At 73.8% G+C, this 23314-nt stretch carries 18 protein-coding genes and 1 tRNA gene; 14 read left to right on the top strand and 5 right to left on the bottom strand.

Translation table 11 applies throughout. The features are described from left to right. Positions 1 to 203: 203 nt before the first annotated feature. Together mdlC and AB0883_RS08735 are read right to left on the bottom strand one after the other, a co-directional pair. Positions 204 to 1799 carry a benzoylformate decarboxylase gene (mdlC, locus tag AB0883_RS08740; protein ID WP_366640676.1) on the bottom strand — a complete coding sequence of 532 codons (1596 nt, stop codon included), beginning with the start codon at positions 1797 to 1799 and terminating at the stop codon, positions 204 to 206. A 55-nt stretch (positions 1800 to 1854) separates the two neighbouring features. After that, positions 1855 to 2658, bottom strand: a complete 804-nt coding sequence (locus AB0883_RS08735) for an S-methyl-5'-thioadenosine phosphorylase (RefSeq protein ID WP_366640674.1) — start codon at positions 2656 to 2658, stop codon at positions 1855 to 1857. 150 nt (positions 2659 to 2808) lie between these two features. Here AB0883_RS08735 and AB0883_RS08730 point away from each other — a divergent pair, with 150 nt between their 5' ends. From AB0883_RS08730 to AB0883_RS08720, 3 genes are all read left to right on the top strand, one after another. After that, positions 2809 to 3396, top strand: a complete 588-nt coding sequence (locus AB0883_RS08730; RefSeq protein ID WP_121399042.1) for a YqgE/AlgH family protein — start codon at positions 2809 to 2811, stop codon at positions 3394 to 3396. A gap of 88 nt (positions 3397 to 3484) precedes the next feature. Beyond that, positions 3485 to 3557: transfer RNA gene (locus AB0883_RS08725), tRNA-Ala, on the top strand. Positions 3558 to 3737: 180 nt separating this feature from the next. After that, positions 3738 to 6233 (top strand): helix-turn-helix domain-containing protein, encoded by a 2496-nt coding sequence (locus tag AB0883_RS08720; protein ID WP_366640672.1) that lies wholly within the window; start codon positions 3738 to 3740, stop codon positions 6231 to 6233. A gap of 49 nt (positions 6234 to 6282) precedes the next feature. Here the strand turns inward: AB0883_RS08720 and AB0883_RS08715 are convergent, their stop codons facing one another. After that, the gene (locus AB0883_RS08715; protein ID WP_366640671.1) at positions 6283 to 9525 is read right to left on the bottom strand and encodes a S8 family serine peptidase; all 3243 of its coding nucleotides are present in this window, start codon (positions 9523 to 9525) and stop codon (positions 6283 to 6285) included. A gap of 760 nt (positions 9526 to 10285) precedes the next feature. On the opposite strand from AB0883_RS08715, the gene AB0883_RS08710 reads away from it, so the two are divergent. Next, positions 10286 to 11227: a phytanoyl-CoA dioxygenase family protein gene (locus AB0883_RS08710; protein WP_366640670.1), complete on the top strand. Its 942-nt coding sequence runs from the start codon at positions 10286 to 10288 to the stop codon at positions 11225 to 11227. An 8-nt stretch (positions 11228 to 11235) separates the two neighbouring features. On the opposite strand, the gene mgrA is transcribed toward AB0883_RS08710, so the two are convergent. Continuing rightward, entirely contained in the window at positions 11236 to 12225 is a 990-nt protein-coding gene (gene mgrA, locus AB0883_RS08705) for an L-glyceraldehyde 3-phosphate reductase (RefSeq protein ID WP_366640668.1), read from the bottom strand. An 83-nt stretch (positions 12226 to 12308) separates the two neighbouring features. Here mgrA and AB0883_RS08700 point away from each other — a divergent pair, with 83 nt between their 5' ends. The 4 genes from AB0883_RS08700 to AB0883_RS08685 all read left to right on the top strand — a co-directional run bounded on the left by AB0883_RS08700 (position 12309) and on the right by AB0883_RS08685 (position 17564). Then, entirely contained in the window at positions 12309 to 13277 is a 969-nt protein-coding gene (locus tag AB0883_RS08700) for an aldo/keto reductase (RefSeq protein WP_366640666.1), read from the top strand. A gap of 324 nt (positions 13278 to 13601) precedes the next feature. Beyond that, complete coding sequence (locus AB0883_RS08695) at positions 13602 to 15056, top strand: magnesium chelatase (RefSeq protein WP_366640664.1); 1455 nt, start codon at positions 13602 to 13604, stop codon at positions 15054 to 15056. A gap of 2 nt (positions 15057 to 15058) precedes the next feature. Then, a complete protein-coding gene (locus AB0883_RS08690; RefSeq protein ID WP_366640662.1) occupies positions 15059 to 17014 on the top strand; it encodes a VWA domain-containing protein in 1956 nt (651 codons plus the stop codon). Between the two features lie 85 nt (positions 17015 to 17099). Next, the gene (locus AB0883_RS08685; RefSeq protein WP_121396436.1) at positions 17100 to 17564 is read left to right on the top strand and encodes a hypothetical protein; all 465 of its coding nucleotides are present in this window, start codon (positions 17100 to 17102) and stop codon (positions 17562 to 17564) included. Positions 17565 to 17572: 8 nt separating this feature from the next. Here AB0883_RS08685 and AB0883_RS08680 read toward each other — a convergent pair whose 3' ends face one another. Next, positions 17573 to 17857, bottom strand: a complete 285-nt coding sequence (locus AB0883_RS08680; protein WP_121396435.1) for a DUF427 domain-containing protein — start codon at positions 17855 to 17857, stop codon at positions 17573 to 17575. Positions 17858 to 17966: 109 nt separating this feature from the next. Between AB0883_RS08680 and AB0883_RS08675 the strand changes: the two genes are divergently transcribed. The 6 genes from AB0883_RS08675 to AB0883_RS08650 all read left to right on the top strand — a co-directional run bounded on the left by AB0883_RS08675 (position 17967) and on the right by AB0883_RS08650 (position 23271). Next, entirely contained in the window at positions 17967 to 19367 is a 1401-nt protein-coding gene (locus tag AB0883_RS08675) for an FAD-binding oxidoreductase (RefSeq protein ID WP_366640659.1), read from the top strand. Beyond that, complete coding sequence (locus AB0883_RS08670; protein WP_366640657.1) at positions 19364 to 20707, top strand: class I SAM-dependent methyltransferase; 1344 nt, start codon at positions 19364 to 19366, stop codon at positions 20705 to 20707. The genes AB0883_RS08675 and AB0883_RS08670 overlap by 4 nt, the downstream gene beginning before the upstream one ends. 87 nt (positions 20708 to 20794) lie before the next feature. Beyond that, complete coding sequence (locus tag AB0883_RS08665; protein WP_366640655.1) at positions 20795 to 21352, top strand: helix-turn-helix domain-containing protein; 558 nt, start codon at positions 20795 to 20797, stop codon at positions 21350 to 21352. Then, the gene (locus tag AB0883_RS08660; protein WP_366640653.1) at positions 21345 to 22223 is read left to right on the top strand and encodes an SRPBCC family protein; all 879 of its coding nucleotides are present in this window, start codon (positions 21345 to 21347) and stop codon (positions 22221 to 22223) included. Before AB0883_RS08665 ends, AB0883_RS08660 begins: the two co-directional genes overlap by 8 nt. 91 nt (positions 22224 to 22314) lie before the next feature. Then, positions 22315 to 22548 carry a zinc-ribbon domain-containing protein gene (locus AB0883_RS08655; protein ID WP_366640651.1) on the top strand — a complete coding sequence of 78 codons (234 nt, stop codon included), beginning with the start codon at positions 22315 to 22317 and terminating at the stop codon, positions 22546 to 22548. Between the two features lie 249 nt (positions 22549 to 22797). Beyond that, positions 22798 to 23271 carry a hypothetical protein gene (locus tag AB0883_RS08650; protein ID WP_366640650.1) on the top strand — a complete coding sequence of 158 codons (474 nt, stop codon included), beginning with the start codon at positions 22798 to 22800 and terminating at the stop codon, positions 23269 to 23271. Positions 23272 to 23314 lie beyond the last annotated feature (43 nt).

Genomic DNA, 23314 nt, shown 5'->3' with positions numbered 1-23314 from the left:
GGCCGGCCGGCGGCCGGCGGCGGGCGGTGCGGCACCGGGCGGTCGGGCATCGGGCGGTTCGGCATCGGGCGGTCCGGCACCGGGCGGTTCGGCATCGGGCGGTCCGGCACCGGGCGGTTCGGCATCGGGCGGTTCGGCACCGGGCGGTCCGGAGCGGAACGGACCGTGGCGCGCGGCGCCGGGCCGACCGGTGCCGGGGCGGCTCACAGGAGCCGGGGCACTTCGGTGCTGACCGGCACCGGCAGCACCGTCGGGCCGTCCGCGCGCAGCCCGGCGGCCAGGGCGTCGCCGAGCTGCTCCGGGGTCTCCACGACGGTGGCCGCGCAGCCGTAGCCCCGGGCGATCGCGGTGATGTCCAGCCCGGGCAGGTCCAGCCCGGGCACCCCCGGGGTGTCCTTGAAGTCGGCGAAGGCCTTCAGGATGGCGTACTGCTGGTTGACCGGCACCACCACGACCAGCGGCAGGCGCAGCCGCGCGGCGGTCCAGAGCGCCTGCACCGAGTAGTGGAACGAACCGTCCCCGATGACCGCGACCACCGGCCGTCCCCGCCCGGTGTCGCGCTGCGCGAGCGCGATACCGACCGCCGCCGGCAGCCCGTACCCGAGGCCGCCGCTGGCCATCGTGAAGTACGACCCGGGGCGGGTGCTGCGTAGCCGGCGGCGCAGCGCCGGCAGGTTGGACGGCGACTCCTGGACCAGGATCCCGTCGGCGGGCCAGTGCCGGGCCAGGGCCGCGAAGAGGGCGTCCGGGGCCAGCGGCAGCCCGTCCGCCGGCGGGGGCGGGTCGGGGCGCGCCGGCGGCGCCGGCCGGTCCGCCGCCGGGAGCAGGTCGACCATGGCCGCCAGGACCAGCCCGGCGTCGGCGAGCAGGCTGTCGCCCACCGGCGCGCGGGCCGCCTCGTCCGGGTCGTCGGTGACGTGCAGCAGGCGGGCCCCGGCGGGCAGGTGGTCGCCCGGCACGTGCGGGTAGTAGCGGAACACCGGCGCCCCGACCACCAGCACGGTGTCGTGCCCGTCCAGCGCCTCCGAGAGCGGCCCCATCGCGAACGGGAGCACCCCCCGGAAGTGCGGGTGGTCCTCGGGGAAGGCGGCCCGCTCCGGCGCGGGCGCCGACCAGACCGGCGCGGCGAGCCGCTCCGCCAGCGCCACGGCGGCGGGCCAGCCGTCGGCCCGGTCCACGGCCGCGCCGAGCACCAGCGCGGGCGCGCGGCTGGCGGCCAGCACGGCGGCGAACTCGCGCAGCCGGCGCGGGTCGGGCGCGAACCGCGTGGCCACCGTCCGCACCGGCGGTGGCGGGTCGGCCGGCTGCGCCCAGTCGTCGAGGGGCAGCGAGAGGAAGACCGGCCCGGCGGGCGGCTGCACCGCCGTCGCGTACGCCCGCATCAGGGCCGCCGGGACGTCCTGCGCGCGGACCGGCTCGTGGCTCCACTTCACGTACGGCTGGGGCAGTTCGGTGGCCCGCCGGCTGGTCAGCCGTGGCTCCATCAGCAGCATCTCCCGGGTCTGCTGGCCGGCGGTGACGATCAGCGGCGTGCGGTTGTGCCACGCGGTCACCAGGTTGCCCATGCCGTTGCCCGTGCCGGGGGCGGTGTGCAGGTTGACGTGCGCCGGCCCGCCGGTGGCCTGCGCGTACCCGTCCGCCATGCCGACGGCCGACGCCTCGTGCAGGGCGAGCACGTAGTGGAAGTCGTCCGGGAAGTCCCGCAGGAACGGCTCCTCGGTGGAGCCCGGGTTGCCGAAGACGGTGGTCAGGCCGAGGGCGCGGAGCAGGTCGTACGTGGTGTCGCGGACCGTTGCCATCGCCCCCAGGCTATCGGGGCGACCCGGGCGATCCGGGCCTTTCGCGCTCCCCGCCTCAGGGGAGCGCGAAGGGCAGGGTGATGCCGTCCAGCGCGCGCCCGCAGGCGCAGTCCCGCTCGGCCGGCAGTGCGGCGACGGCCGCCAGCAGCAGGCCCCGCAGCCGGTCGGTGTTCTCCCCGAAGACCCGGAACACCTCCTCGTGTGTCACCGCCTCGCCGCCCTCCACCCCCGCGTCGAGGTCGGTGACCAGGGCGATCGAGGAGTAGCAGAGGGCCAGCTCGCGGGCCAGCACCGCCTCCGGGTGGCCCGTCATGTTGACCACCGTGCCGCCGATCGAGGCGTACCACCGCGACTCGGCGCGGGTGGAGAAGCGGGGGCCCTCGACCACCACCACCGTCCCGCCGTCCACCGCGGGAACGTCCCGGCGGGCCGCGGCGGCGAGCAGCGTACGCCGGCCGGTGGGGCAGTACGGGTCGGCGAAGGAGACGTGCACCGCGCCCCGGTCGTAGTAGGTCTGCGCCCGCCCGCTGGTGCGGTCGATCAGCTGGTCCGGCACCACGAACGTGCCCGGGCCGAGCTCCGGCCGCAGGCCGCCCACGGCACAGGGGGCGAGCACCTGGCGTACCCCGAGGGAACGCAGCGCCCAGAGGTTGGCCCGGTAGGGGATCAGGTGCGGCGGATGGCGGTGGTCGCGGCCGTGGCGGGGCAGGAACGCCACCCGCCGGCCGCCCACCTCGGCGACGGTGACGGCGTCGGACGGCGGCCCGTACGGCGTCTCCAGCACGTGCTCGGTCGCGCCGTCGAGCAACGCGTAGAGCCCCGAACCGCCGATCACCGCGAGTTCTGCCGTGGGGTCCACAGGTCCTCCCTCGTGTCCGTCGATCTACCGCACGTCAGACCTTAGCCACCGCCCCGGGGGCAGGCTATGGTGCCAGACATGGCGTTCACAGCGCGGATGACACCGGTGCCCCCGGGCGTCCCGGTCCGGTCGGTCTGACGGGTGTCCGGCATGCAGGGAGAGGGGCAGGCGATCGGCGGGCGGACGGGGTCGATGACCGGGCGGCTGCTGGTCGCGACGCCGGCGCTCAAGGACCCGAACTTCGACCGTACGGTGGTGCTGCTGGTGGCGCACGAGCCCGGCGGCGCCCTCGGCGTGGTGCTCAACCGGGCCACCGAGGTGCCGGTCGCCGACGTGCTCGGCGACTGGAGCGACCTGGCCCGCGACCCGGCGGTGCTCTTCGAGGGCGGCCCCGTGCAGCCCGACTCGGCGATCTGCCTGGCCCGGATGCGCCACCCGGTGCAGCGGCTCAGGGGATTCCACCAGGTCTCCGGGGCGGTCGGCACGCTCGACCTCTCCGTCGACCCGGGGCCGCTGCGGGAGGGCATCACCGGCATCCGGGTCTTCGCCGGCTACTCCGGCTGGGGCACGGGGCAGTTGGAGCAGGAGATCGAGGACGGCTCCTGGTTCGTGCTGGACGCGCTGCCCGGCGACGCCTTCGTCGACCGGCCGGACGACCTGTGGCCGATGGTGCTGCGCCGCCAGGGCGGCATGATGGCGGCGGTGGCCCACTTCCCGCCCGACGTGGCGCTCAACTGAGCCGCGCACGGGTGGGCCCCCCGCGAGATGACCATGCGGCGGGCGCTGTGTATAGTTCTCTCGTGCCCGGGTGACCGGGACGAGGCAAGGGGCCGTGGCGCAGCTGGTAGCGCACCACACTGGCAGTGTGGGGGTCAGGGGTTCGAGTCCCCTCGGCTCCACCCTTGTTTTGCAGGTCAGCGGCCTGGTCGAGAGTGATTCGACCAGGCCGCTGGTGTGTTTCCGGCTCGTCCGTCCCACCGCTTCGCCCGCCTGCTTCGTGCGCCACCCAGCGGCCGGGCGCCCGCCGCCGGCGTGGTTGCCGGCGGGCGCGGCGTGATGCCCCCGGCACACGCCACCCGATGGCGGCGAACGCCTGCTCATCGGGGGTTACACCCGGCACGGACTGCTGGCATGATCGGGCACATGCCGCAGGTGATCGACTCGTCCCCCACGGACCAGGTGACCCGTGGCCACGAGGCGACCCTGCCGCCGACCTGATGGCTTCCCCCGGTGGCGGGCCACCGCGGAGGGTGGGCGGGCAGGCGGCATCGCATCGCTCGTCCCCAGCAGACTGCCTCGACCCGACCGAGCCGAACCACTTCGGTCTGCGACTACGCCGGCATCGCAGCGACGCCGGCCTGACGATCGAGGAGTTGTCGGCAGCGTCGCAGGTCAGCGTGCGGGCGATCAGCGACATGGAACGTGGGCGGAGCCGGGTGCCGCAGCGGCGTACCGTCGAGGCGCTCATTCGGGCGCTGGGTCTGTCGGCCAGCGTGGCCACCGCGCTACGGGAGACCGCCCGCGCCGGCCGTCGCGTCGCGCGGTCCGCGCCGGCGTTGGCGCCGCCGCGGACCGTCGCCGACTTCACCGGTCGGCACGGCGAACTGCGCTGGTTGGGCGACCTCGTCGCCCGCAGCGCCGAACCACCCGGCCGGCAGGGCGCTCCCGTGGTCGCGGTCGTGTCCGGGCCCCCCGGCCTGGGCAAGACGGCGCTCATCTTGCAGGCCGCGACCCGGTACGCCGAGTCGTTCCCGGACGGTGTGCTCTTCGTCGACCTACGCGGCCTGGACGCCGACCCGCCCCGCCCGGAGGATCTGCTGCTACGCCTGCTGACCGCGCTGGGCGTGGAGGAGACCCAGGTGCCGGGTGACGCGCACGCCCGCAGCGCCCAGTACCGGGCCCTGCTGGCCGAGCGGCGCAGCCTGCTGCTGCTCGACAACGCCGTCGACGAGGCGCAGGTCCGCCCGCTGTTGCCGGGCGTCGGGAGCACGATGACGATCGTCACCAGCAGGCGCGGGCTGGTGGGCCTGGAGGCGGTCGACCGGCTTCCCCTGCCGGCGCTGGCCAGGGGTGAGGCGGTCACGCTGCTGCAACAGATCATCGGGCCGGACCGCGCCGCCGCCGAGCCGGACGCCATGCTGCTCGGCCTCGCGCAGGCCTGCGGAGACCTGCCGCTGGCGCTGCGGATCGCCGGCAACCGCCTGCTCAGCCGCCCGGACTGGAGCATCGAGTTCCTGTTGCGCCGGCTGGCCGACCAGGACGACCGGCTCGACCTCCTGGTCGCCGGCGACCTCCAGATCGCGGCGCCGTTCATGCTCTCCTACCGGCAACTGTCCCCTGCCGCCGCCCGCACGTTCCGGCGGCTGTCCCTGATCCCCGGCCCGGACGTCGGCCTGAAGCTGGCCGCGCAGGCGGCCGGCCTGGGCGGCCGGGAGACCGAGGTGGCCCTGGAGGAGCTGGCCGAGCTGGGGCTGCTCCAGCCGGCCAGCGACGGCCGCTACCGGTTCCACGACCTGATGAGGTTGTTCGCCCGGGCACGCATGTCCGCCGAGGAGACCTCGGAGGCGCGGCGACAGGCCGAGAACCGGATGGTGACCTGGTTGCTCGACGCCGCGGTCGCCGCCGGGCGGTGGTTCGAGCCGGAGTACGCCGGCGGGGCCGGCGGCGGGCCGGCCTCGGCCGCGGAGGCCAGCCGCTGGATCGAGCAGGAGAGCCTGAACTGGCTTGGCGCGCTGCGGACGGCCTTCGCCACGGGCCGGCACACCGAGGTGACGGCGGTCGCCGACGCCATGCACTGGTTCTCCGACCGGTGGACGCACTGGGAACACTGGCTGGAGGTGTACCAGCTCTCGGCGGCCTCCGCCGAGGCGCTCGGCGACCCGCGCGGGCGGGCCGTCCACCTGAACTACGTCTCGTGGGCGTACACGATGTGTGCCATGCGTCCCGACCTGGCGGAGGTGCCGGCCCGGGAGGCGTTGCGGCTGGCCGTCGCCGCGGGCGACCCCCGCCAGCAGGCGTGGGCGTGGACCTACCTCGGGTCCGCGGCCCGGCGTCGTGGCGACGCCACCGGGGCGCAGGCGGCGGCCGGACGGTCGCTGCCGTTGTTCGAGGCCGCCGCGGACTGGGACGGTTACGCGCAGGGGCTGTCCCTGCTGGCCGGCAGCCTCGCCCAGGGTGGCCGGCACCGCGAGGCCATCGAGCAGTACCGGCGGCTGGAAGCCCTGCTGGCCGACCCGAGCCGGGCGCTATCCCCGCAGATCGGTGACCTGACCGCCGGTCACCTGCACCTGAACGTCGGCCTGAGCCTGCTGGCGCTGCGCCGGTGGGCGGCCGCCGCGTCCAGCTTCCGGGTGGCGTTGCCGCTGCTGCAACGGTCCGGGGTGCGGCAGAGCGAGGCCCGCTGCCGGTACGGGCTGGGCAGCGCGCTCGCCCGGCTGGACCGGGTGGACGAGGCGCGCGGCGAGCTGCGGCGGGCGGTCCGCATCGCCCGGCACGTCGGCCCAGCGGATCTGGTGGACCAGGCCCTCAGCCGGCTCGCCGAGCTCGGGCCGCCCGCCGGTCGCCGGGTCTCCTGAGACCGCGGGGCCGGGCAGATCATGCCCGACCCCGCGGGTCCCACACCGTTTACCTGACCTGGTAGGCCCGGTAGACGGTGGTGGTGACGGTGTTCCCGTCGCTGTCGACGGCGGTGGCGCGCAACGACGCGAAGACCGACGCCTTCGGGTTCCGCACGGTGGCGGTGTACTTCCCGTGCTTCTCGGCCGTCCGGGCCGCCGTCCAGGTCCGGCCGTCGTCGAACGACACCGACACCTTCGCCGACGTCACCCGGCCCGCGGTCGCCTGCTGGGCGAACGTCAGCGGGACGGTCAGCGAGCTACCAGCCCGGACGCTGTTGTCCAGCGCCAGCGCCGGCTGGAACCCGATCGAGGTGAGCGGTAGCGCCCCCGCCTTGTCCGCGGAGGTGGTGAAGGTCCACTCCGTCTCCAGGCGCCGCGACAGCCGGTACGGATCGGGCAGGTCGAACGCGTACCGCATCCGGTATGAGGTTGGCTCGGGGGCCACCTCCCACGATCCGTACAGGTAGTCGAACTCTTTGAGCAGCGTGTCGCCCTGGTGCAAGGTGAGCTGGTGGTTGTGCATCGCGTACGGCAGACCCACGTGGCCGGCGCCGTCGGTGTAACCACTGAAGGTGGCCCGTACCGTGTTGTCCTCCCGCGAGACGGCCGGCGAGTCGGCGTACACCGGGATCAGGGTGGTGTTGAGCGCCGCGCCGCCCCAGCGTTCGACGTAGCGGCCGCCGGGCCGGTAGGTGACCGAATCCTGCTGCGCCAGGTTGAGGATCAACAGGCCGCCGTCGACGGTCTTCTCCTGGACGTCGGCCTGCCAGGGCCCGTCGCCGCCGTAGTACTCGGTGCGGCGTCCCGGCGTCGGCACCGCCGGCAGGACGCTGGTCAGCACGATCCCGCCGCCCGGTAGTTCGGGGTCGGGGCTGCCGTTGGTGCGGTCCACCGCCACACCGGTCGCGTTCTGCGCGTACTGTGCCTCGACGGTCGACAGGTCACGCCGCGAGACGTGCTTGACGAAGCCGTTGATGAAGGATCCCCGGATCCGCCAACCGAGCTGGTAGACGTCCGGCGCCTGGTCCCGGCGGGCCGGCCCCTCGAAGACCGCGTGCACCTGGGTGGTCACGCCGGGCAGGTCGGTCGGGCCGACGTCGGCGGTGTGGATCTTGTCCAGCTCGCCGCTGACACCGGCGTAGGTCCGCAGCGGGTCGCCGCTGCGCAGAACCAAGACCCCGGCGTCCCGCGCCTGCGCCCGGTCGTCCGGAACGGTGATGTCGAGCGGTCGCGCCCGGCGCGCGTCGAGCACCACCTCCTGGTTGCTGTCGGCGATGATCCGGTTGTTGGTCAGCAGGGAGACCGTGCCGTCGTCCTCCTCGATGTACGCGGACAGCCGCCAGGAGCTGTTCAGCGGCACCCGCAGCGACGTGCTCGACGTGTAGAACGTGTAGTTGGCGTAGTTCTTCGGATCGGGGTTGAACAGCTCGATCAGCACCGTGTCGGCGGCGGCGCCGTCCCGGCCGATGGCGTTGATCTTCAGGCCGGCCGCCGGCTCCTCGTGGTAGACGCTGAACGGGGTCTGGAGCTTGAGGTCACCGGCGGTGGCCACCAGGTGCCCCTTGAACAGGCCGTACGAGGTGCTCGCCCGCTCGTCCACGGTGACCTGCACGGTCGCGTCACCGCCGGCGGGCACGGTCAGGGTGCGGGCGCTCAGCGCCAACAGGCCCGCCGGAGCGTCGCCGGCCAGCGCCAGGTCGAGCGTCAGCGGCTGGTCGCCGCGGTTGTGGTAGGTCATGGTCCGCGCGGTCGGCGCCTCGGTGTGCGGCCATTCGAGGACGCCGAGGCTGAGCGACGGCGGGGTGACGGTCAGCGGCTGGGTCAACGCCCTGCCCACGTTGACGAGACCGGCGCCCTGGGCGAAGACGTCGTACGCCGGGTTCGGCAGGGCCGAGGCCATCAGGGCCTCCTTGAGCTGCGCCGCCTTCCAGCCCGGGTTGGCCTGGGTCAGCAGCGCGGCGGCGCCGGCCACGTGCGGGGTGGCCATCGAGGTGCCGGTGGCGGCGAAGTACGGCCCCACGGGCAGGTGGCCGAGCGCGCTCGGCGACCGGGCGGCCGTGATCTCGGTGCCGGGCCCGCCGATGTCCGGCTTGATGCCGAAGTCACCGAGCCGGGGACCGCGCAGCGACGACCAGTTCAGCTCGCCGGCCTTGTCGAAGTTCGCCACCGACAGCGCCGCGTCCGCCGTGGACGGCGACCCGACCTGGAGCTGCCAGCCGTTGTAGTTGCCCGCGGCGACGACGAAGAGGGTGCCGTACTCGGCGGTCAGGTCGTTGACCGCCTGCTCCAGCGGGTCGACACCGGCGGCGTCCTGGCCGCCCAGGCTCATGTTGACGATGGTCGCGCCGGACTCGGCCGCCCACTGCATGCCGGCGAGGATCGCCGAGTCGGAGCAGCTGCCCTGGCCCCCGACATTCCAGCACACCTTGCCGTCGAGCAGGGTCGCGCCGGGAGCCACGCCCTTGTACCTGCCACCCGAGGCGGCGCCACTGCCGGCGATCGTCGACGACACGTGGGTGCCGTGCCCGTTGAGGTCGACGCCGGTCTCCCTCTCGGGGACGAAGTTGCGCCGCCCGACCACCTTGCCGGTGAGGTCGGGGTGGCTGTCGTCGATGCCGCTGTCGAGCACCGCGACCTTCACGCCGGTGCCGTCGTATCCGGCACCCCAGGCGGCCGGGGCGCCGATCATCGGCACGCTGGTGTCCAGCTTGGACTCGCGGACGCCGTCGGCCCAGATCTTGCCGCTGGTCAGCGACGTCCGGGTGGTCTGCCAGGTCCTCCCCAGGTCGGCGCGAGGCACCTTGGTGGCGAAGCCGTCGACCGCCTCCAGCTCGCGGCCGGTGGCCAGGCCCCGCACGGCGGTGGCGTCGGAGACCACCAACGGCAGGTACGACAGCTCGTCGAAGCCGAATTCGAGCAGCGCGGTGACGTTGAACAGCCGCTCGTCCAGCCGGTCGGCCTTGAGCAGGGGGATGGCGTCGGACGGGATGACGTAGTCGGCCTTGTTCCGCTGGAGGCGCACGAAGTGGACGCCGTCGCGCGGCGTGACGCTCACCTGCTTGCCGCGTACGGTGACCTGGTCGCCGGTGAGCAGGGTCAGGCTCCGCGTGGGCTCCGGGTCGCCAGCCGAGGGGGCTGCCGGAGCCGGTGGTGCCGCCGCGGGTTGGGCGGCGGCGGGTGTGACTCCGACCAGCAGAGTCGCCAGCGTGGCGCCGAGCGCGCCGTACGCCAGGAAACGGCGTTGTCGCATGGGTGGGTCGTCTCCACTTCGGGGTATTGATCGGCACGGTCGCTCGATCGGGTGCGGGGGCAATCGGAATGACGCCACCCGCACGTTTCGTAGCGGCGGCGGCAGCGTGCCGCAATGGTTTCGCCAGTGGCGGCGGTCGCCGGGAGCCTCGACGTATCCGCAGGTCAACTCGATGCGGTCGACAGTTGCCTGTGACATTCACCATCCCTGGCGGCGGGCCTTCCGCAGGCGCTTCTGCCTGTCGTTCTGCCGGAGCCGAACGGCCTGCCGCTCGTCCTGGGCGCACAGCTCCGCGATGACGTCGGGTCCACCACGGCCATCCTCAATGAACTGCCCGACGCCGACGCCCCCCTGGCGGAGGCCGGTCAGCCTGATCGGCACGGACCGGCCCGCCCGCAGCATCGAACTACCACTGGCGCAGATCGGTGATCCGCGTCAGCTCGCGCCCGTCGTGGACCTGCCCGACGTCACCGAGCAGGCCCGAGCCGGTCTGGGCGCCGGATGGCTGGCCCCCACCGGCGGAGCAGGTGGCAGAGTCGACCGATGACCTGCGCCAGTTGGGGTGACAACGCACCCGATCCGCGCAGGTTTGCCGGGTGCCCCGTGCCGCCGGTCGGCGACGGTCTCCGGGAATAGGGGGCCTGTCGCACAAATGAGGCGTTGTCGCACACCGGGCCTTCTGCCACGATCGCCGCACTGGAGGCCCTTCCCCCGTCCGGTGGTGGGGCCCGATCCCGTGCGGCCAGCGAAGGAGCCGATGGTGGACCACCCCCACGCGTTGACAGCCGAGCAGCTGGACCAGTTCCGGCGCGACGGGCACCTGATCCTGCGGGGCGTGCTCCCGACCGGGACGCTGGACGCGCTGCACGGCTCGTTCAGCCGCGTCGTCGACCACCTCGCCCGGCAGTGGCAGCAGCGCGGGGTGATCACCGAGACCTTCGCCGATCTGCCGTACGACCAGCGCTACCTGCGCCTGATCGAGTCCAGCCAGGTCCGCGTACCGGCCGCCTGGCGGCGGATCCTGGTGGGACGGCCGGTGTACGACCTGTGGCGCACCCCGGAGCTGCTCGGCCCGGTGCGCAGCCTGATCGGAGACGAGGTCTACGCGCACGGCGTCTGGAACGCCCGGCCGCGCGACCCCCACGGGCGCACCCAGCAGGTCGCCTGGCACCAGGACGCCTACTACTACAAGGGTTGGGACGCCTCGGTCGGGCCGTTGCTGTCGGTGTGGATCCCGCTGGTGCCCGTCGACGAGGACACGGCCTGCCTCCAGTTCGTCACCGGCTCGCACACCCGGGGCTGGATTCCCCGCGACCGCCTGCCGAACGGCGAGTACGGCACGTCGGACGCGGCCGTCGGGGACGGCCCGGTGAGCACTGCCCGGATGGAGCCCGGCGACGCGGTGATCTTCACGGACACCACGCTGCACCGCTCGACGCCCAACGTGTCGGACCGCATCCGGTGGAACATCGACATCCGGTTCGCCCCCGCTGTCGACGAGGTGATCCGGAACTCGCCGCGCGGCTACCGCTGCTTCAGCGGCACCGACCCGGCGCAGGTCGAGTCGTTCGAGACGTGGGCCGGCCGGTACCGCTACGAGCCGGAGGACCTGCTGACGGAGCTGACGAACTTCGAGGAGGGCTACGACCTCGACGCGCTCAGGGCGTTCTCCCGGGCGTCGCCGTACGCCGACATCTACTGAGGCCCGGCTCAGCCGAGGTGGCGCTCGATCTCGGTCAGCTCCTCGGCGCTGAGGTCGAGGTTGTCCAGCGCGGCGACGTTCGCCTCCAGCTGCGGCACGCTGCTCGCCCCGATGATCAGGCTGGTCATCCGCGGGTCGCGCAGCGCCCAGGCGAGCGCGAGCTGGGCCAGCGACTGGCCGCGCCGCTCGGCGACCGCGCCGAGCGCCCGGATGGTGGCCATCTTCTCCTCGCCGAGGTCGCTCTCGCTGAGGAAGACGCTGGTGCGCACCCGGGAGTCCGCCGGGATGCCACCCAGGTAGCGGTCCGTGAGCAGGCCCTGGGCGAGCGGGCTGTACGCGATGCAGCCCGCGCCGACGCGCTCCAGCGTGTCCAGCAGGCCGTCGTCCTCCGTCCAGCGGTTGAGCATCGAGTACGACGGCTGGTTGATCAGCAGCGGCGTACCCAGGTCGCGCAGGATCGCGGCGGCCCGCTCGGTCTGCGCGGAGTCGTAGTTGGAGACGCCGACGTAGAGCGCCTTGCCGGCCCGGACGACGGCGTCGAGGGCGCCCATCGTCTCCTCCAGCGGGGTGTCCGGGTCGAAGCGGTGCGAGTAGAAGATGTCGACGTGGTCCAGCCCGAGGCGGCGCAGCGACTGGTCCAGCGAAGAGACCAGGTACTTGCGGGAGCCCCACTCGCCGTACGGGCCGGGCCACATCAGGTGACCGGCCTTGGTGGAGACGACGAGTTCGTCCCGGTACGGCCGCAGGTCGGTGGCGAGCATCCGGCCGAAGTTCTCCTCGGCGGCGCCCGGCGGCGGTCCGTAGTTGTTGGCCAGGTCGAAGTGGGTCACGCCGAGGTCGAAGGCGCGACGGACGACGTCCCGCTGCCGCTCGTACGGCCGGTCCGGTCCGAAGTTGTGCCACAGCCCGAGCGAGATGGCGGGCAGCCGCAGTCCGCTGCGCCCGCTGCGCCGGTAGGTCATCTGGTCGTAGCGCTCATCCGCGGCGAGGTAGGTCACGGTGACCGAGCCTATCCCCGCCGGTAGCGGGCGTGCGCGGCGAACGGGCCTGCGACAACGGATGCCGGGGTAGTTTCGGGACCATGCGTTTCGTCCCGCTCGACACCCCCAAGCCCCTGTCCAAGATCGGCCTCGGCACCTGGCAGTTCGGGTCCCGGGAGTGGGGCTACGGCCCCGAGTACGAGCGCCGCGCCGCCGAGATCGTCCGGCGCGCCGTCGACCTCGGCATCACCGTCTTCGACACCGCCGAGCTGTACGGCTTCGGCCGCAGCGAGCGGATCCTCGGCGAGGCGCTCGGCGACGACCGGCAGAAGGTCGTGCTCGCCACCAAGATCTTCCCGATCCTGCCGGTCGCCCCGGTGGTGCAGCAGCGGGCGGTCGCCTCGGCCGCCCGGCTCGGCGTCACCCATCTCGACCTCTACCAGGTGCACCAGGCCAACCCGCTGGTCGCCGACCACACCACCATGCGCGGCATGCGCGCGTTGCAGGACGTCGGGCTGGTCGGCGAGGTCGGCGTCAGCAACTACGGCCTGCGCCGCTGGCAGGTCGCGGAGGCGGCGCTCGGCCGGCGGGTGCTGAGCAACCAGGTCCGCTACAGCATGGTCGACCGCAGGCCCGAGCACGACCTGCTGCCGTACGCGAAGCAGGCCGGCCGCCTGGTCATCGCGTACAGCCCGCTGGCCCAGGGCTTCCTCTCCGGCCGGTACGACGCGAAGAACCCGCCGAGCGGGGCGGTGCGCCGGGCCAACCCGTACTTCCTGCCGGAGAACCTGGAACGCGGCGCGACGCTGATCGAGACCCTGCGGCAGGTGGCCGACGCGCACGACGCCACCCCCAGCCAGATCGCCCTCGCCTACCTGCTGCGCCACCCGAACGTGCTGGCCATCCCCGGCGCCTCCGGCGTGGAGCAGGTGGAGCGCAACGCGGCGGCCGCCGACATCGACCTGGCCGACGACGAGCACGCCGCGCTCGCCCGGGCGGCCAGGGAGTTCCGCCCGATCACCGGGCTCGCGGCGGCGCCCCGCCTGCTGCGGGCCCGCGCCGGCGGGTGACGACACCACGGGCCGTCGCCGGCTGACCTCCTGCTGGAGGCCGCCGAGACCGTGCACGCCGACATCGTCCGAGGCCGGCGGCCCGCTCATCTCCCCGACGCGCGGGTCCCGGCTGGTCCGGGCGGGCGCCGGGCCCAGCCTGGCCACCGCGCCGACGCTGCTCTGGCCGATCCGGGGCGTCGCGCTCGGCGCCGCCACCTACGCGTACCACCTGCGCCGCCGGGGCGCCTGCCGGCGCCGCGGGCGCGGCTGAGCCGTACCCCCGGCGGGGGTGCCCGGTCGGCGGACCGGGCGCCCCCGCTTTCGTGAGCTAGCGTTGGTCGGGTGACTGCGCCTACCCCGGTTACCCCGGCCCCACCGGCGGACCTGCCCGGCACCCTCGGCGAGCTGCGGGCGGCCGGCCACGCGTACCGCACGGTCAAGCAGGAACTCCGCGACAACCTCCTGGCCCGGATGCGTTCCGGCGCCGACCGCTTCCCCGGCATCGTCGGCTACGACGACACGGTGCTGCCCGAGGTCGAGCGGGCCCTGCTCGCCGGGCACGACATGGTGCTGCTGGGCGAGCGGGGCCAGGGCAAGACCCGGCTCATCCGCTCGCTCGTCGGCCTGCTCGACGAGTGGACCCCGGTGCTCGCCGGCTCGGTGCTCAACGAGCACCCGCTGCACCCGCTCACGCCGGGCTCGCGGGCGCTGGTCGCCGAGGCCGGCGACGACCTGCCGGTGGCGTGGCTGCACCGCTCGATGCGCTACGGCGAGAAGCTGGCCACCCCGGACACCAGCGTCGGCGACCTGATCGGCGACGTCGACCCGATCCGCATCGCCCAGGGGCGCACCCTCGGCGACCCGGAGACCATCCACTTCGGCCTGGTCCCGCGCACCAACCGGGGCATCTTCGCCGTCAACGAGCTGCCCGACCTGGCCGAGCGGATCCAGGTGGCGCTGCTCAACGTGCTGGAGGAGCGGGACATCCAGGTCCGCGGCTACCAGCTGCGGCTGCCGCTGGACCTGTTCCTGGTGGCCAGCGCCAACCCGGAGGACTACACCAACCGGGGCCGGATCATCACTCCACTGAAGGACCGCTTCGGCGCCGAGGTCCGCACCCACTACCCGGTCGACCTCGACCTGGAGCTGGCCCTGATCCGGCAGGAGGCCGACCTGGTCGCCGAGGTGCCGGAGCACGTGCTGGAGGTCCTCGCGCGGTTCGCCCGGGCGGTGCGCGAGTCGCCGTCGGTGGACCCGCGCTCCGGGGTCTCCGCCCGGTTCGCCATCGCCGCTGCCGAGACGGTCGCCGCCGCCGCGCTGCGCCGCGCCGGCCTGCTCGCCGCGGCGCAGCCCGCCGAGGGGGTGCGACCGGAGGCGCCGGTCGCCCGGGTCGGCGACGCGGTGTCGGTGACGTCGACCCTGCGCGGCAAGGTCGAGTTCGAGAGCGGCGAGGAGGGCCGGGAGGTCGAGATCCTCGGCCACCTGCTGCGGACCGCGACCGCCGACACGTTCCGGTCCCGGCTGGCCGGGCTGGACCTCTCCGGCTTCACCGCGCTGGTCGACGACGAGGCGGTGATTGAGACCGGGGAGCTGGTCGGCTCCGCCGAGTTGCTGCGTCAGGTGGGCACCGTTCCCGGCCTGGCCAAGGCGCTGGACCGGCTCGGGCTGGGCGACGCGCCCACCCCGGAGCAGGTCGCGGCCGGCGTGGAGTTCGTCCTGGAGGGGCTGCACCTGACCCGCCGGCTCGGCAAGGACGTCACCGACTCCGGCCGGACCCGCTACGGCGGCCGGGCCTGAGCATGGCCGGCGACCGGTTCCGGTACGGGCAGTGGCGGGGCGGCCCCGACCCGCTCGCGCCCCCGTACGACGTGCGGGGGGCGGTGGACGCCGTCGGTGCCGAGGTGCTCGCCGGCGGCAGCCTCCGGGAGGCGCTGCGGGGCCTGCTGCGGCAGGGGCCCCAGGGGCGCGGCGGCCTCGACGACCTCGCCGCCCGGGCCAGGCGGCTGCGCCGGGAGGCGTTGCGCCGGGGCGACCTGGACGGGGCGGTCACCCGGGCCCGGGCCCTGCTCGACCAGGCGCTCGCCGCCGAGCGGGACGAGCTGCGCGGGCGTGCCGACGACGACGCGCGGTTCGCCGAGGCGGTGCTGGACAACCTGCCCCGCTCGACGGCCCGCGCCGTGGCGGAGCTGACCGGATACCGGTGGACCAGCGACGAGGCCCGCCGGACGTACCAGCGGATCCTCGACGGGCTGCGCGACGACGTGCTCGGCCAGCGCTTCGCCGGGCTGCGCGACGCGGTGCGCGCCTCGGCGGACCCGGCCGCGCAGCAGCGGCTGGCCGAGATGATGCGCGACCTCAACGACCTGCTGGCCCGGCACGCCCGGTCGGAGGACACCACCGACGCCTTCGCCGAGTTCATGCGCCGGCACGGCGCGTTCTTCCCCGAGCAGCCGGCCGACGTCGACGAACTGGTCGACGTGCTGGCCCGGCGGTCCGCCGCCGGTGAGCGGCTGATGCGCTCGTTGTCCGACCGCCAGCGCGAGGAGTTGGCCGGCCTGATGCGGCAGTCGCTCGGCGACCGGCTCGCCGGGGAGCTGTCCGCGCTGGACGCCAACCTCCGCGCCCTCCGCCCCGACCTGCACCGGGGCCCGGGCGAGCGGGTACGCGGCGAACGGCCGCTCGGCTACGGCGAGGCCGCCGGGGCGCTCGGCGAGATCGCCGAGCTGGACGAGCTGCTGGACCAGCTCGACCAGGAGCATCCGGGCGCGACCCTGGACGACGTCGACGTCGACGCGGTGGCCCGGACGCTGGGCCGCGACGCCGCCGACGACGTACGCCGGCTGCGGGAACTGGAGCGGGAGCTGCGCCGGCAGGGTTGGGTGAGCCGGGACGCCGACGGGCTGACCCTGAGCCCGAAGGCGCTGCGCCGGCTCGGCGGCACGGCGCTGCGGCGCGTCTTCGCCGACCTGACGGCCGGGCCGCGCGGCCAGCACGACCTGCGCTCGGCGGGCGCCGCCGGCGAGGTCAGCGGCGGCTCCCGGCCGTGGGAGTACGGCGACGAGCAGCCCCTCGACGTGGTGCGGACGCTGACCCGGGCGGTCCGCCGCGCCGGCTCCGGCGTGCCGGTGCGGTTGGCCGTCGAGGACTTCGAGGTGGTGGAGACCGAGCGGCGGGCCTCGGCGGCGGTGGTGCTCTGCGTCGACCTCTCCTACTCGATGATCTCCCAGGGCCGGTGGGGCCCGATGAAGCAGACGGCGCTGGCGCTGGCGCACCTGATGGCCACCCGGTTCCCCCAGGACGCGTTGCAGATCGTCGGCTTCGGCCTGGAGGCGCTGCCGCTGACCCAGCAGGAGCTGGCCGCCGTCGAGCCCGACCTGCGGCAGGGCACGAACCTCCAGCACGCGTTGCGGCTGGCCGCCCGGCACCTGCGGCGGCACCCGGACGCCGAGCCGGTGGTGCTGGTGGTCACCGACGGGGAGCCGACCGCCCACCTGGACCCGGACGACGGGGAGGCGCTGTTCCACTGGCCGTCGCTGCCGGAGACGATCGAGGCGACCGTGCGCGAGGTGGACCGGCTCACCCGCTACGGCGCCACGCTCAACCTGTTCATGCTCGGCGACGATCCCGGCCTGCGCCGCTTCGTCGACGCCGTGGCGCGCCGCTCGAAGGGCCGCATGTTCACCCCGGACCTGGAGGACCTCGGCGAGTACGTGGTCTCCGACTACCTGCGCACCCGGCAGTCGCGCCGGCGCTGACCTGGCGTTTCCGGCCGGTCCCTTCCGGGTGAACCGCCCGCGGGAACGCCGGGTCGGACGGCGCGGGCCGGGATTGACTGGGGACATGGACAGCGGGGCTTTGCGGGGGGCGTACGCGGAGGTGCTCGCGGAGGTCGACGCGGGCGGGTTCGGGCCACCGCCGGCTGGGCAGTTGAGCGCCGAGCAGATCGTCGCGCACCTCGCCGCCAACGACGAGCTGATGACCGAGGCGACCGAGGCGGTCATCGCGGGCGCGCCGTTCGCGTACTACGACCTGGAGACCATCCACCGCCCGCAGGTGGACGCGCTGGTCGTCGAGTGCGGCGGGCTGGCCGGGCTGGCCACCCTGCTGCGGGCCACCAGCCAGAAGCTCTGCGCGCTGACCGAGCGGCTCGGCGCGGCGGCGCAGACCCCGGTCGACACCCACCTGCGGGAGGGCTTCGACCTCGTCGTCGACGAGCCGTTGCCCTGGGGCCGCACCCTCGACCTGCACGCCCGCGTCCACCTGCCGAAGCACCTGGCCCAGCTGCGCATGCTGCGCGCCGGCTGAGGGGCGCGTCAGTCGACGACCCGGACGTCCTTCCAGAAGGCGACCCGGTCGCGGACCATCTCCGCCTCCGGCTTCGGCTCCGGGTAGTACCAGACCGCGTCGGCGCTGGTCCGGCCGTCGTGTTCCAGGGTGTAGTAGGACGCGGTGCCCTTCCACGGGCAGACGGTGTGCGTGTCGGACTCGCGGATCAGGTCGGCGCGCAGGGCGGCGCGCGGGAAGTAGTGGTTCCCCTCGACCAGCACGGTGTCGTCGCTCTCGGCCACGACCAGGTCGTTCCAGACGGCTCTCGGCATGGCTTCCACGCTATGCCGGCGGGCCGGCGACGGCCAGTCGGTCGACGGGGCCGTGAGCGCGCCGGTGGACGTCCCCCGCTGCGGGCGCCCTGGCGCGTACAGTGATCGCATGTGTGCGGTCCGTGTGGATCATCATCCGGTCGACCACGACGGTGCGGTGGCCCGGTTGCGACAGTCGTACGCGGCGGTGCCCGCGGGCGAACCGGTGCGGCTGGCCAAGCGCACCTCCAACCTGTTCCGTCCCCGGTCCGCCCCGCGCGCCCCGGGCCTGGACGTCAGCGGGCTCACGGGCGTGCTCGCCGTGGACCCGGTCGCCCGCACGGCCGACGTGCAGGGCATGTGCACCTACGAGGACCTGGTCGACGCGACCCTGCCGCACGGGCTGATGCCGCTGGTGGTGCCGCAGTTGCGCACCATCACCCTCGGCGGGGCCGTGACCGGGCTCGGCATCGAGTCGACGTCGTTCCGCAACGGACTGCCGCACGAGTCGGTGGTCGAGATGGACGTGCTCACCGGGTCCGGCGGGATCGTCACCGCGCGTCCGGAGGGGGAGCACGCCGACCTCTTCGCGGCGTTCCCCAACTCGCTGGGCAGCCTGGGCTACGCCACCCGGCTGCGCATCGAGCTGCAGCCGGTACGCCGCTTCGTGGCCCTGCGCAACGTCCGGTTCACCCGGCTGGAGGCGCTCGCCGACGCGCTCGCCGAGGTCACGGCGACCCGGTCCTGGGCGGGGGAGGCGGTGGACGCGATGGACGGGGTGATGTTCAGCCCCGGCGAGGCGTACCTGGTGCTCGGCACCTTCACCGACGACGCGCCGCCGGCCAGCGACTACACGGGCCAGGACATCTACTACCGCTCGCTGCGCCGGCGCACGCACGACGCACTGACCACGTACGACTATCTCTGGCGCTGGGACACCGACTGGTTCTGGTGCTCGGCGGCGTTCGGCGTGCAGCACCCGGTGCTGCGGCGGGTGTGGCCGGCGCGGTGGCGGCGCAGCGACGTCTACCACCGGCTGGTCCGTTTGGAGCACCGCCACGGCGTGGCCGCCCGGATCGACCGCCTGCGCGGCCAGCCGGCGCGCGAGCGGGTGGTGCAGGACGTGGAGATCCCGCTGGAGCGGACGGCCGAGTTCCTGCGCTGGTTCGCCCGCACCGTCGGGATGACCCCGGTCTGGCTCTGTCCGTTGCGGCTGCGCGAGCCCTCCGGCCCGGGATCGGCCCGGGCCTGGCCGCTCTATCCGCTGCGGGCCGGGCAGAACTACGTCAACGTCGGCTTCTGGGGCAGCGTGCCGATCGCGCAGGGCGCCGCCGACGGCGACGTCAACCGCGCGATCGAGCGCATGGTGTCGGAGTCGGGCGGCCACAAGTCGCTCTACTCCGACGCGTACTACGACCGGGAATCGTTCGACCGGCTCTACGGCGGCGCGACGTGGCGCGCCGTCCGGGACCGCTACGACCCGGACCACCGGCTCACCGGACTGTACGAGAAGGCGGTAGCACGAGCATGAGCCTGACCGATCGAGACCAGGGGGCGGCGAGCGCTCCCGCCAGCCCGCCGGCGGGGAGCCGGCGCCCGGGTCCGACCGTGGCGGACGTCGTCCGCGCGTTGACCACCGGTGCCCTGCCGGTGCGGGTCACCGGGTACGACGGCAGCGCGGTAGGCCCGGCCGACGCCGGGATCACCCTGTCGATCCGTTCCGAGCGGGGCCTGACGTACCTGCTCACCGCCCCGGGCGACCTGGGCATGGCCCGGGCGTACGTCGGCGGCGACCTGGCGTTGCAGGGGGTGCACCCCGGCGACCCGTACGAGGCGTTGCGGGTGCTCAAGGACGAGTTGCGGCTGCGTACGCCGTCGCTGGCCGAGGGGCTGGCCCTGGTGCGCGGGCTGGGCTGGGAGCGGCTGATGCCGCCGCCGCCCCCGCCGCAGGAGGCGCTGCCGCGCTGGAAGCGCCTGGTGAACGGGCTGCGGCACTCCCGCACCCGGGACAGCACCGCGATCTCCCACCACTACGACGTCTCGAACGCCTTCTACGAGAAGGTGCTCGGCCCGTCGATGACGTACACCTGCGCGGTCTTCCGCTCGCCCGACGACACGCTGGAGCAGGCGCAGGCGGCCAAGTACGACCTGGTGGCGCAGAAGCTGGCGCTCAGGGCGGGGATGCGGCTGCTCGACGTGGGCTGCGGGTGGGGCGGCATGGTCCGGCACGCGGCCCGCGAGTACGGCGTGAAGGCGCTGGGGGTGACCCTGTCCCGGGCGCAGGCCGAGTGGGCCCGGGCGGCCATCGAGCGGGAGGGGCTGACCGGCCTGGCCGAGGTGCGCCACCTCGACTACCGGGACGCGCCGCGCGAGCAGTTCGACGCGGTCTCCTCGATCGGCCTGACCGAGCACATCGGGGTGCGCAACTACCCGGCCTACTTCGGCGCCCTGCGGGACCGGTTGCGGCCGGACGGCCGGCTGCTCAACCACTGCATCACGCGGGCCGACAACCGCGCGCCGCACCGCTCGGGCGCGTTCATCGACCGCTACGTCTTCCCCGACGGGGAGCTGGCCGGCCCGGGGCGCGTGGTCGGCGAGATCCACGACGTCGGGCTGGAGGTGCAGCACGAGGAGAACCTGCGGCTGCACTACGCGCTGACGCTGGCCGCCTGGTGCCGCAACCTCGTGACGCACTGGGACTTCTGCGTCTCGGAGGTGGGGCCGGGCACGGCCCGGGTGTGGGGCCTCTACATGGCCGGGTCCCGGTTGGCGTTCGAGCGTAACGGCATCCAGCTGCACCAGGTGCTGGCCACCCGCAACGGCCCGGAGGGGGCGAGCGGCTACCCGCTGCGCCCCGACTGGCTGCCCTGACCCGCGTCCGGAAGCCGCGCCGCCGTCGGCGCGGCTTCCGGCGGAGCCATTGACAAACAAATTTTGTACGTACAAACTGATTTTGCCATGAGAGACGTCCTGTACCTGGAACAGATCGAGCAGGCCGAGGTCCTGCTCAAGCCGCAGCGCGTCGAGGTGCTGCGGCAACTGGCCGAGCCCCGCACCTGCACCGAGGTCGCCACCCGGCTGGAGCAGACGCCGCAGCGCGTCTACTACCACGTCAAGCAGCTCGTCGCCGCCGGCCTGGTCGAGCTGGTCAACGAGCGCAAGGTCCGGGGCATCACGGAGGGCATCTACCAGGCCGCCGCCCGCTCCTACTGGCTGTCCCCCCGCCTGGTCGGGCGGATCGGCCTGCGCCGCGCCCGCGACGAGCTGAGCCTCGGCTACCTGCTGGACCTGATGGAGGAGGTCCAGGAGGACATCGCCGGGCTGGACCGCGCCGCCCCCGAGCTCCCCTCGATCGGGGTCGCCGGCGAGATCCGGGTGCCGGCGGAACAACGCCAGCAGTTCCTGCACGACCTGCAGACCGCTCTGCGGGACCTGTTCACGCGCTACGGGGGCGCCGAGGGCGACGCCTTCAAGCTCGCCGTGGCCTGCTATCCGAAGGGGAAAGACCGTGAGTGAACCGATGAAGCTGCCCGTACGCCTCGCCGCGCCCGTCGCGACCGTCCGCCGCGCCCTGACCGACCCGGCCGAGCTGCGCCTCTGGCTCGCCGAGCACGCCGAGGTCGAGCTGCCGCGACGGTACGAGTTCTGGGGCCGGTACACCCCGGAGGGCGACGCGCCGCACCAGCGGCTGTTGCACGCCGACGACGACACGCTGCGCTTCACCTGGCTGCTCGACGGCGTCGAGACCACCACCGAGTTCGCCCTGCGCGCGGAGGGCCCCGACACCACCGTGCTGACGTTGACCCAGAGCCACTTCGACTTCGCCGAGGCGATGAGCGGCAGCACCATCCGGGGCGTGCTCCAGACCTTCTGGAGCCTGTCGATCGCCAACCTGGCCGCCCACCTGGAAGGGCAACCGCTGCTGCCGAAGGTCGACTTCACCTCCGCCGAGCTGCGCGGCGAGCTGCTGATCGACGCGCCGACGGCGAAGGTGTTCGAGTCGCTGACCGACTCCGAGCAGGCCAGCGCCTGGTTCGGCTACCCGATCGGCATCGAGCCGTGGGTCGGCGGCCGCTACGCCATGGGCGGCTTCGAGCACGGCTACGCGGCCAGGGTCGTCGACCTGGAGCCCGGCCGGAAGCTGTCGGTGGACTGGGGGCCGACCGGCGTCAGCACCTGGGAGCTGGCCGAGTCGCAGGGGAAGACGAAGCTGACCTTCGTGCAGTCCGGCTTCGACGAGCAGAACCCCCCGTACGGGGCCTGGGCGGGGTCGCTCTCGGGGCTGTTCGAGCTGCGCCGCTTCCACGAGATGGCGGACTGGCAGCCGATCTGGCTCCCCGCGGAGGTGCCGGGCCTGGAACCCGCACCCGCGAAGGCGACCAGCTGACGTACGCCTCGGGCGCGCTCCGACCGGAGCGCGCCCGAGGCCGTCGAAGATCGCAGGTGATAGACGGGCGACTGGTGGGTACTGGGGGGCGATGTTCTTCATCTTCGGGCTCCGGACCAAGGTCAACCAGTCCGGCGTGGTGCAGCAGGTCTGCCGCAACTGCCACAACCACGCCGCGCAGGTGATCACGCGCCGATCGACGAAGTTCAGCCTGTTCTTCGTGCCGATCATCCCGATCCGCACCCGCTACGTGCAGCAGTGCACCTTCTGCGGCGCCCAGTACGAGATCTCCCGGTCCGAGGCCGAGCGCCTCCCGGTCGGCTGAGCCCCACCGATGGCCCGTTTCCTCTGCTGGCTGATCGGCCGGCAGCCCGCCGTGCCCGCCCCGGCTCCGGTGCACACCGTCTCCCGGCCGCCGTGCACCCCCGGACGCCGCCGCCGCCGTCGCCGCGACCGCCGACCGCTGGCCGGCACCGCCCTGCCCCGTTCGCCCTGGAACCGCTCCGCCGGGCGCTGACCGGTCCGTGATCCGTCGGCGCCCGGCAGGCTGGTCGGGGCGTGCCAGGATGTGGCGGTGTCGTACCCCCCTCATGCGTCGTACCCGCACATGCCCGGCCCCGTGACGCCGATGGTGTACCCCCACCCGATCGCGCCACCGCCCGGCTACGCGGTGCTCGTCGTCTCGGTGAACCGTGGCCCGTACATCGTGCCCGCCCCCACCACGAGCAAGTTCAAGGTCAGCGGCCAGACGGTGCCGATCCCCGGCGAGGGCACCTGGTACGTGGTGATCCCTCCCGGCTCGCACGACGTCCGGTACACCGACTTCATGGGCCTGCCGCTGATCACCACCACGCTGGTCGCCCAGCCCGGCGTGGCCTACCACCTGTCGTTCCGCTTCGGTGGCTGGCGCAACCGCGCCTACGACGGCTACGGCACCGACGTGACGAAGTTCGGGCTCTGGTCGAACTACAGCATCGCGCTGCTCACGTTGGGCGTGTTCGGGCTGATCTGCTGCGGTGTCCTGGGGCCGTTCGCGGCCCTGCTCTGAGCCGGCTCCGCCCGGCCCGGCCCCGCGCCGGGTGTCACCGGTC

Origin of the sequence: Micromonospora sp. NPDC047812 (assembly GCF_040704175.1) — a bacterium.
Lineage (GTDB): Bacteria > Actinomycetota > Actinomycetes > Mycobacteriales > Micromonosporaceae > Micromonospora.
The sequence above is the reverse complement of the archived record's forward strand: the minus strand, read 5'-3'. Positions and strand labels throughout refer to the sequence as shown.

Coding starts and splice junctions, on each gene's coding strand:
- AB0883_RS08670 (WP_366640657.1), top strand. CDS start 19,364: ATGAGCCTGACCGATCGAGACCAGGGGGCGGCGAGCGCTCCCGCCAGC.
- AB0883_RS08720 (WP_366640672.1), top strand. CDS start 3,738: ATGGCGGCGAACGCCTGCTCATCGGGGGTTACACCCGGCACGGACTGC.
- mdlC (WP_366640676.1), bottom strand. CDS start 1,799: ATGGCAACGGTCCGCGACACCACGTACGACCTGCTCCGCGCCCTCGGC.
- AB0883_RS08715 (WP_366640671.1), bottom strand. CDS start 9,525: ATGCGACAACGCCGTTTCCTGGCGTACGGCGCGCTCGGCGCCACGCTG.
- AB0883_RS08700 (WP_366640666.1), top strand. CDS start 12,309: ATGCGTTTCGTCCCGCTCGACACCCCCAAGCCCCTGTCCAAGATCGGC.
- AB0883_RS08665 (WP_366640655.1), top strand. CDS start 20,795: ATGAGAGACGTCCTGTACCTGGAACAGATCGAGCAGGCCGAGGTCCTG.
- AB0883_RS08675 (WP_366640659.1), top strand. CDS start 17,967: ATGTGTGCGGTCCGTGTGGATCATCATCCGGTCGACCACGACGGTGCG.
- AB0883_RS08655 (WP_366640651.1), top strand. CDS start 22,315: ATGTTCTTCATCTTCGGGCTCCGGACCAAGGTCAACCAGTCCGGCGTG.
- AB0883_RS08680 (WP_121396435.1), bottom strand. CDS start 17,857: ATGCCGAGAGCCGTCTGGAACGACCTGGTCGTGGCCGAGAGCGACGAC.
- AB0883_RS08690 (WP_366640662.1), top strand. CDS start 15,059: ATGGCCGGCGACCGGTTCCGGTACGGGCAGTGGCGGGGCGGCCCCGAC.
- AB0883_RS08730 (WP_121399042.1), top strand. CDS start 2,809: ATGCAGGGAGAGGGGCAGGCGATCGGCGGGCGGACGGGGTCGATGACC.
- AB0883_RS08685 (WP_121396436.1), top strand. CDS start 17,100: ATGGACAGCGGGGCTTTGCGGGGGGCGTACGCGGAGGTGCTCGCGGAG.